10 protein-coding genes are annotated in these 7,341 nt (G+C 70.6%); 5 read left to right on the top strand and 5 right to left on the bottom strand.

Going from position 1 to position 7,341, the window contains the following annotated elements; all coding sequences use genetic code 11:
* A partial coding sequence (locus ACWCSD_RS43620; protein ID WP_449924062.1) for a proprotein convertase P-domain-containing protein occupies positions 1-450 on the top strand: 450 nt, incomplete at its 5' end.
* A gap of 110 nt (positions 451-560) precedes the next feature.
* On the opposite strand, the gene ACWCSD_RS43615 is transcribed toward ACWCSD_RS43620, so the two are convergent.
* Positions 561-1,370 carry a nuclear transport factor 2 family protein gene (locus tag ACWCSD_RS43615; RefSeq protein ID WP_449924059.1) on the bottom strand — a complete coding sequence of 270 codons (810 nt, stop codon included), beginning with the start codon at positions 1,368-1,370 and terminating at the stop codon, positions 561-563.
* A 152-nt stretch (positions 1,371-1,522) separates the two neighbouring features.
* On the opposite strand from ACWCSD_RS43615, the gene ACWCSD_RS43610 reads away from it, so the two are divergent.
* A complete protein-coding gene (locus ACWCSD_RS43610) occupies positions 1,523-2,086 on the top strand; it encodes a TetR/AcrR family transcriptional regulator (protein WP_449924056.1) in 564 nt (187 codons plus the stop codon).
* Between the two features lie 18 nt (positions 2,087-2,104).
* On the opposite strand, the gene ACWCSD_RS43605 is transcribed toward ACWCSD_RS43610, so the two are convergent.
* From ACWCSD_RS43605 to ACWCSD_RS43595, 3 genes are all read right to left on the bottom strand, one after another.
* On the bottom strand, positions 2,105-2,656 hold the full coding sequence (locus tag ACWCSD_RS43605; protein ID WP_358299645.1) for a DUF2165 family protein: 552 nt from the start codon (positions 2,654-2,656) through the stop codon (positions 2,105-2,107).
* A 242-nt stretch (positions 2,657-2,898) separates the two neighbouring features.
* Complete coding sequence (locus ACWCSD_RS43600; RefSeq protein WP_449924053.1) at positions 2,899-3,360, bottom strand: nucleoside deaminase; 462 nt, start codon at positions 3,358-3,360, stop codon at positions 2,899-2,901.
* A gap of 531 nt (positions 3,361-3,891) precedes the next feature.
* Positions 3,892-4,467, bottom strand: coding sequence for a GNAT family N-acetyltransferase (locus ACWCSD_RS43595; RefSeq protein ID WP_449924051.1), 576 nt, complete (start codon positions 4,465-4,467; stop codon positions 3,892-3,894).
* 245 nt (positions 4,468-4,712) lie between these two features.
* On the opposite strand from ACWCSD_RS43595, the gene ACWCSD_RS43590 reads away from it, so the two are divergent.
* A complete protein-coding gene (locus ACWCSD_RS43590) occupies positions 4,713-5,411 on the top strand; it encodes an aminoglycoside phosphotransferase family protein (protein WP_449924049.1) in 699 nt (232 codons plus the stop codon).
* Here ACWCSD_RS43590 and ACWCSD_RS43585 read toward each other — a convergent pair.
* Positions 5,401-6,063 (bottom strand): DUF998 domain-containing protein, encoded by a 663-nt coding sequence (locus ACWCSD_RS43585; RefSeq protein ID WP_397162630.1) that lies wholly within the window; start codon positions 6,061-6,063, stop codon positions 5,401-5,403. The two genes, ACWCSD_RS43590 and ACWCSD_RS43585, sit on opposite strands and share 11 nt — an antisense overlap.
* Before the next feature lie 63 nt (positions 6,064-6,126).
* On the opposite strand from ACWCSD_RS43585, the gene ACWCSD_RS43580 reads away from it, so the two are divergent.
* Together ACWCSD_RS43580 and ACWCSD_RS43575 are read left to right on the top strand one after the other, a co-directional pair.
* A complete protein-coding gene (locus ACWCSD_RS43580) occupies positions 6,127-6,441 on the top strand; it encodes a YciI family protein (protein ID WP_449924046.1) in 315 nt (104 codons plus the stop codon).
* Positions 6,441-7,341, top strand: a 901-nt coding sequence (locus ACWCSD_RS43575) for an RNA polymerase sigma factor (RefSeq protein ID WP_449924043.1), incomplete at its 3' end; no start/stop codon positions are given. The genes ACWCSD_RS43580 and ACWCSD_RS43575, both read left to right, overlap by 1 nt.

The following is a 7,341-nucleotide window of genomic DNA, read 5'->3' as shown; positions in this document are numbered from 1 at the left end:
CTGTCGGTCGGCGCCTCCACCGCCCAGGGCACCTACCCGATCACCATCACGGGCACCGGCTCCACCACGCACACCGCGACGTACACCCTGACGGTCGGCACCGGCGGCCCCGGCCGGACGTTCACCAACAACACCGACTACCAGATCAGGGACTACTCCACCACCCAGAGCTCGATCACGTCCAACGCGACGGGCACCGCGGTCTCCCCGGTGAAGTTGTCCATCACGATCAGCCACACCTGCGCCGAGGACCTGAACATCCGGCTCCGCGGCCCGAACGGCACCTTCTACCTGGTCGACGCCTACGGTGGCACCAGCTGCACGCAGTACGGCACCAGGACCTTCTCGGTCCCGGTCAGCCAGCAGGCCGCCGGCACCTGGACGCTCGACATCAGGGACGTCTACGCCGGTGACACCGGATTCCTGGACACCTGGAGCATCACGCTCTGAGCGTCGTCAATCAGAGGTGGCGAGCCCCGGCCGGTCCTCCGGCCGGGGTTCGTTCACGTCGCCGGCGGATGCGCACGCCGAGCTCCGGGTTCGTCCGGGCGGGCCGCCGTTCAGATGTCCACGCCCATGGCGGCCGCGGCTGCTGAGAGGTTGACGTAGTCGCGCAGACGGGTGATCCGCCCCTCGCGAACGGTGAGGACGATCAGGTTGGGCAGCGCGAACTCGCCGGTGGCCGCGCTGGTCCCGAGGGCCTCCTGCTCGACGACGATCGTTCCCGGATCGCCGGTGTCATGGACGGCGAGGGTGCGGTAGCGCTCGTACGTCAGCGGGTGGTCCCGCCAGCCCGCGGTGATCCAGTTCACGATCTCGTCCCGGCCCGCGAGCCGGGACGGCAGACCCGGGCCGGTGAACGGGAACTCGTGGACCGCGTCGAGGGCGTAGAGGCGCCGCAGCTCGTCGGCGGACTGCGTGACGGTGGCCCGGCGCCAACGCTCCAGCACCGCACGCGGACCGGCTTCCTGCTCGGCGAGCGCCGCCCGCCGGGCGGTCACCCTGCGGCGGCTGATCCGCCAGCCGTCGGATCGGCGGGTGAGGACGTCGTCGTAGACGACGCTGCCGGCCCTTCCGTCGGCCTTGATGCCGATCCCCTTGGACCGGACCCGGGCCGAACGATCGTCGATCGGCGTGATCAGGATGTTGGTGACGTGATGCCCGACCGGGTTGGCGTCGCCCGCCGCGAGCGCGGCCGCGCGGACGGCGGCGATCCCGTGCAGGCAGCCGAGGCCGAAGTCGTCCAGGTCGTAGACGACGTCCGGGGTGAACAGCTCGTCGGCTCGGTCCAGCTCGCCGGCGTCGGTGAGGTGGCCGTGAAGGTGGATCAGATCGGTGATGTCGGTTCTGTCTTGTTCCGTCAGCGCCATGGGGGCGGCCCTCCATGCTCCGGGTGAGCCACGCCAGTAAGGTGAGGCATAGTCCGGTTATGTGGGGCACGGTAGCGGACTGTGTCCCCGGTAAGCAAGGATGGGCGACCGTGACGGCAGGCCACGATCCACGATCCCGCGAGGGGCGTCCGATGCGCGCGGACGCCCGGCGCAACTACGAGCAGTTGGTCGAGCAGGCGAGAATCGCGTTCACCGAGTCCGGCGTCGAGGCATCCCTGGATGAGATCGCCCGGCGGGCAGGGGTGGCCAGCGGGACGCTCTATCGGCATTTCCCCACCCGGCTGGATCTCATCGAGGCGGTGCTCGCCGGGCAGATGGCCGACCTGGTCGACCTCGGCCACCGGCTGCTGGCGGCCGAGGACGCGTTCGACGCGGTGTCCGCGTGGTTGCGTGCCGCGCTCGCGCACGGCCTGACCTATCGAGGTCTGTCGGCGACCGTGATGAACGCGGCGCTTGATCGCGAGACCGACCCGGTGGCGAACTGGCACGCGCAGATGTTCGAGGTGGGAGCCGCGTTGCTGGCCAGGGCGCGGCGGTCAGGCGTGGTCGTCGCCGAGGCGGACGACGCGGACGTGCTGAGGATGGTCGGCGCGATCGCCTGGGCCGCCCAGGACGCCCCCGACAGCCCGGCGCGCGCCGACCGCCTGCTCACCCTCCTGCTGAACGGACTCCGCCACGGCGACGTCCGGCCATGACCGTTGCCGGCGATCGGGTCAGGCGTTCTCGCGGGCGTCGTTGCGGAGGCTGAGGAAGACCAGCACGATCCCGATGTAGGTGCACAGCCGCACCGCGTCGGGGATGCCGTTCCAGGTGCCGTTCATCCACATGCCGAACCACTCGCCGCCGATGGCCTGGAAGCCGAAGAACCACAGCAGCAGGGCGACCGTGCAGCCGACGACGCCCCACCGCTTGGAGCGCTGGAAGGCGGCGTCGTCGCGGCCGACGGCCCTGACCTGCTGCCAGGCCGACACGAGACAGGTCACCATGATGACCGCCTCGGTGAGGATGACGCCGACGTAGGCGACGTGATGCGCCCACGTCCACGGGATGGCGCGGTAGTTGATCTGGCTGACCGCGGCGAGCTCGGGCTTCTGCGCGTCCATGGCCAGCACGTGCCGGACGAACTCGAAGTTCGTGCCGTAGTCGGTGAGGTTGCCGAACACGACGAGCAGCGCGAAGCCGCCGACGGTGAAGGTGAGCAGCGCCTTCGCCAGGCGAAGAGCGACGATGGTGTCGAAGCGGGCCAAGGTTCTTTCCTTTGACATCTCTGAAATCGAATGAGCACACGAGCCCAGAGGAGGTGTCCTGCACAGGGGAAAGATCCACGGGGCCCGCTCGCCCGGCGTGGAGGAACTCGCCGGGCCGCTCCACTGGCTCCGTCACTGGCGGTGACGTCGCGGGCCCCTCAGCCTGAGGTGGAACAACGTGACTTATAGTAGCCGACTCCGCAAAGCACGCATAAAGGCGCAGGCTCGCGCCGAGCGGCGCGACGGGTCCCGGACGCGGCTCACCGGCCGCCGATGTCGTCGCTCCACAGCTGGGGCGAGCGCCGTTGGAACTCCGACATCAGCGCGATGCACCGCTCATCGGCCCGGACCTCGACGTCGACGCCGTGTCCGCGCAGGAAGCCGACGTCCCCCGCGTAGGTCACCCGTTCGGCGATGACCACCCGCGGGATCTGGAACAGGATGATCGCCCCGCTGCACATCGGGCACGGCGACAACGTCGTGTACAGCGTCGTGCCGGCGTAGGAGGATCGCGATCCCGCGTCGCGCAGGCAGGCCATCTCGCCGTGCGCCGTCGGATCACCTCGCTGGACGCGCTCGTTGTGACCCGCCCCGAGCAGGGCGGTGGGAGTGGCGAGCACCGCGCCGACGGGGATCCCGCCCTGCCCGAACCCCGTCCGCGCCTGCTCGAACGCGATCTGCATCATGGCGTCGTCGTCCGGCCACGGCGGCCCGTCCTTCATGACTGCCCTCCCGGCGAAGGTGATGGTCCGGTCTGCTGGAAGTTGTCATCCCCGTTTACGGCCTTGGAGAAGGCTGATCGCAGGAAAACAACGGTAGCGACCGGCGGCGGGGCGCCAGGAGCTCGGCCGCGGCCTCGGCACAGTCACGGACGAAGATCGGGGCGACGCGGACCCGGTAGGTCCGGACGGGCCCGAGCGACGCGCAGGCGCCGTAACGCCTCGTCGAAGCGGCCGAGCAGGTGGCAGACCTCGCCGAGATTGCGGGCGACCATGCCGTCGGTGTCGCCGGGACGGAGCGGCTGCCCGCACGCTGATCACTTCTTTGGCCGACCCCTGACCCTGGGGCCGGTCACGGACTCTGCGAGATCCGTAGTCCGGCACGGCTCACTGCGCTGCACCCCACGCACTGGGCCGTGCCGGCGCGGTGGCGTCCTTGGGTTCCTGTCGCAGCGCCGGCAGGAGAGCGGCCGCGTGCATGAGTGACAGCGTGATCTTCGTCCCGGCGAGGGCTCACAAGCGTCTCCGCCGTCATCACTCGTGAGCGGGCCATTCCTCGGCCAGGAGCGCGTATGAGAGACCGTCGAGCCATCCCTTGGTGCGGTGGAGTGAGTCTCTCACCGTGTGCTGTTCGCGGCGCATGCCGACCCGCTCCATCAGCCGCCAGGAGGATTCGTTGTCGTAGAAGCAGTCCGCGTGCAGGCGGCGCAGGCCAAGACTCCTGAAGGAGATGTCGATGAGGGCGCGCACCGCTTCGGTGGCGTAGCCCTTGCCGCCGTAGGCGGGATCGAGCGTCCACCCGAGCTCTCCTTGGACGCTTCTCGCCTGGTCGGCGACCTCTTCCTGAGCCCAACCGTCCTGGACCCTCAGTGTCAGGTCGCCGATCACCCGGCCGTCCAGTTCGATGATGAGCAGGTCTGCGAGCCGCTCCTCGCTGAGGAAACGCTCACGGTAGTCGTCGTAGGTCTTTGTGGCGGCCGCGATCCATTCGTGGGTCTCCGGCAGCTGCCGGAAGGCCCAGGTCGCGTCCAGGTCGTCGGGGGCAGCTCGGCGCAACAGCAGCCGCTCGGTGGAAATCGGCCAGTCCAGCGTGTCAAGAGGGTGCCGCATGGGCCCTCATGGTGACAGCGGGCTGTGGTGACACACAAACGGATTATTGCGGACGACATCTCCGAGAACGACGCGACGATCGCCCTCCAGGAACCGACAGGACACCGAAGCGACCAGCGTGGCCGCCGTCGGTCGGCAGACAGGCTGCCCTCACACTGGGTCGCCAAGCGCACCACGGAGACAGCCAGGCATATCCGGCTTCGGCGCCTCCGGCTGTCAAGGACATCCCGCACTATCGTTGCGGCATGAACACCCCGGCGGCGGAAGCCGACATCGACGTCGACCTTGTCGACCGCCTGATCCGCGTGCAGCACCCGGATCTGGCAGGCCCGCTCACCCCCGTCGCCAACGGCTGGGACAACGTCATCTACCGCCTGGGGACAGACCTGTCCGTACGGCTGCCGCGCCGCCAGGTCGCCGTCGACCTCATCGTCAACGAGCAACGCTGGCTGCCGGGCCTGGCCGAGTACGTCGAGGTCGCACTGCCCATACCCGTCAGGGTCGGCGTGCCCGGCGAGGGCTACCCGTGGCCGTGGACGATCGCGCCCTGGTTCGAAGGCAGCACGGTCGCCGACGTGCCGCCGCCCGACCGCTCCGGCATCGCCGTTCCGCTGGCCGACTTCATGACAGGCCTCCACCGGCCCGCACCGCCTGAGGCACCGCGTAACCCCGTCCGCGGCGTCCCGCTCACCGCCCGCGACGAAGTGGTACGGCAACGCCTACAGTCCATTTCCCGATCAGCTGACCTTCTCCCGCTCTGGGAGAAGCTGGCCGCCCTCCCGCCCTGGCAGGGCCCCGCGCTCTGGCTCCACGGCGATCCGCACCCGGGAAACCTCCTGCTCAACGGGGAAGAGCTGGCGGCTGTCCTGGACTTCGCAGCGCCAGGATCTCCGCGGCCCGGGCGGTCGCTGGCGCCGCGGATCAGCAAGCGTGCTACCAGGTGACAGAGCTCCGGCGGCGCAGCCGGAAGGCGACGGCGGACACCCACAACATCGCGCCGGTCACGCCGACGGCCAGGGGCACCGAACCCCCTTGGCCGCCGCTCATCGTCCAGCCGTTCCCGGCGATGACGGCCACGCCCGCCAGGAAGGACGCGACGGCCGAGCCCGGGGCTCCGGCCCGGGAGAAGTGGCGGCCGAGCACGAAGCAGGCCGCCGCCAGGGCGATGAAGGCAATCGAGCCGGAGGCCATGTGCAGCCCGGCGTGCCAGCTCATCGTCGCGGGCGGCCCCGCGGGGGTGCCGACGGGGAAGCCGTCGCCGGCGTCCATCCGGAAGATCCCCGCGAGGATCATTCCGATGCCGTTGACCAGCAGGAGGCGGGGCAGCCACCGGCTGGGGACGGCCCGGCGCAGCCCGTACGAGCCGGCGATCACCAGCGCGCCGACGACCAGGAAGTCGGCCACCTGGACCCAGCCGAGCGACCCGGTCGACAGCTGGCTGAGCGGGTGGCGGACGATGTCGAAGCCCTCGCGGGTGAGCACCTGGGCCAGGTTGACCGCCGTCCACAGGGGAGCGGCGACGGCGCCCGCGGCCAGCAGGGTGCGGGTCGAGGAGGCGATGGGGGAGGTGGGGGAGGTGGGGGCGATGGCGGTCATGTCCCGTGTCCTTTCGTGTTCTACTGCATACGCGACGAACGAGCGATGTGACAGGGAACGCACATGAGATTTCTGCTGACGAACGTGAGCGAGCGGCGCGACGACGAGACGCTGCACGTCGAGATGGGCAGGTTCATCCAGGAGCTCACCGAGGCGGGCGTGCTGCTCGCCACCGGAGGCATGGAGCTGGGCGGCACCGTGCTCAGGTCCGCGGGCGGCGAGCTGACCGTGACCGACGGGCCCTTCGCCGAGGCCAAGGAGCTGGCGGGCGGCTTCGCGCTGGTCGAGGTCGGGTCGCGGGAGGAGGCACTGGAGGTCTCGCGGCGCTTCTTCACGGTCGTCGGCGACGGCGAGTGCCACATGCGCCAGATCTACTGATGGACGCCGTCACGACGGTCTGGCGGGAGGAGTCCGCGCGGATCGTCGCCGGGCTGGCCCGGATGCTCGGCGACGTGGGCCTGGCCGAGGAGTTCGCCCAGGACGCGCTGGTCGCCGCGCTGGAGACCTGGCCGCGTGACGGCGTACCGGACAGGCCGGGCGCGTGGCTGACGACCACCGCCAAGCGGCGCGCCCTCGACCACCTGCGCCGCACCAGGCGGCACGACCACGCGCGCCGCGACCTTGAGCCCGAGCAGCCCGGAGACCGCGAACGGCCGGAACAGGCCGAGGCCGGCGACGACGTGTTGCGGCTGATGTTCGTCTCCAGCCATCCCGTGCTGCCCGCCGAGGAGCGGACCGCGCTGACGCTGCGGCTGCTCGGCGGCCTGACCACCGCGGAGATCGCCCGCGCCTTCCTGGTGCGGGAGGCGGTCGTGGCCGGACGCGTCGCGCGCGCCAAGCGCACGCTCGCCGACGAGGGGGTGCCGTTCGAGCTGCCGCAGGGGCCCGAGCTGGCCGTACGGCTGGCGTCCGTGCTGGAGGTCATCTACCTGATCTTCAACGAGGGTTACTCGGCCACGGCGGGCGAGGACCTGACGCGGCCCGCCCTGGCGCTGGAGGCGCTGCGGCTCGGACGGCTGCTGGCCGGGCTGGCGCCGGGCGAGTCCGAGGTGCACGGGCTGGTGGCGCTGATGGAGATCCAGCAGTCGCGCGCGGACGCCCGTACCGGGCCGTCGGGGGAGCTGGTGCAACTGCACGAGCAGGACCGGGGACGGTGGGACCGGGAGCTGATCGCGCGCGGGTTCGCCTCCATGCTGAGGGCGCGGGAGGCGGGCGGAGGGCTCGGGCCGTACGTCCTTCAGGCGGCGATCGCGGTGTGTCACGCGCAGGCGGCCGGGG

Source organism: Nonomuraea sp. NPDC001684, assembly GCF_053596515.1.
The sequence above is the reverse complement of the archived record's forward strand: the minus strand, read 5'-3'. Positions and strand labels throughout refer to the sequence as shown.

Excerpts from the sequence above, each read along its gene's own strand:
- ACWCSD_RS43615 (WP_449924059.1), bottom strand. The coding sequence starts at position 1,370 with ATGGCGCTGACGGAACAAGACAGAACCGACATCACCGATCTGATCCAC.
- ACWCSD_RS43610 (WP_449924056.1), top strand. The coding sequence starts at position 1,523 with ATGCGCGCGGACGCCCGGCGCAACTACGAGCAGTTGGTCGAGCAGGCG.
- ACWCSD_RS43605 (WP_358299645.1), bottom strand. The coding sequence starts at position 2,656 with ATGTCAAAGGAAAGAACCTTGGCCCGCTTCGACACCATCGTCGCTCTT.
- ACWCSD_RS43600 (WP_449924053.1), bottom strand. The coding sequence starts at position 3,360 with ATGAAGGACGGGCCGCCGTGGCCGGACGACGACGCCATGATGCAGATC.
- ACWCSD_RS43595 (WP_449924051.1), bottom strand. The coding sequence starts at position 4,467 with ATGCGGCACCCTCTTGACACGCTGGACTGGCCGATTTCCACCGAGCGG.
- ACWCSD_RS43590 (WP_449924049.1), top strand. The coding sequence starts at position 4,713 with ATGAACACCCCGGCGGCGGAAGCCGACATCGACGTCGACCTTGTCGAC.
- ACWCSD_RS43585 (WP_397162630.1), bottom strand. The coding sequence starts at position 6,063 with ATGACCGCCATCGCCCCCACCTCCCCCACCTCCCCCATCGCCTCCTCG.
- ACWCSD_RS43580 (WP_449924046.1), top strand. The coding sequence starts at position 6,127 with ATGAGATTTCTGCTGACGAACGTGAGCGAGCGGCGCGACGACGAGACG.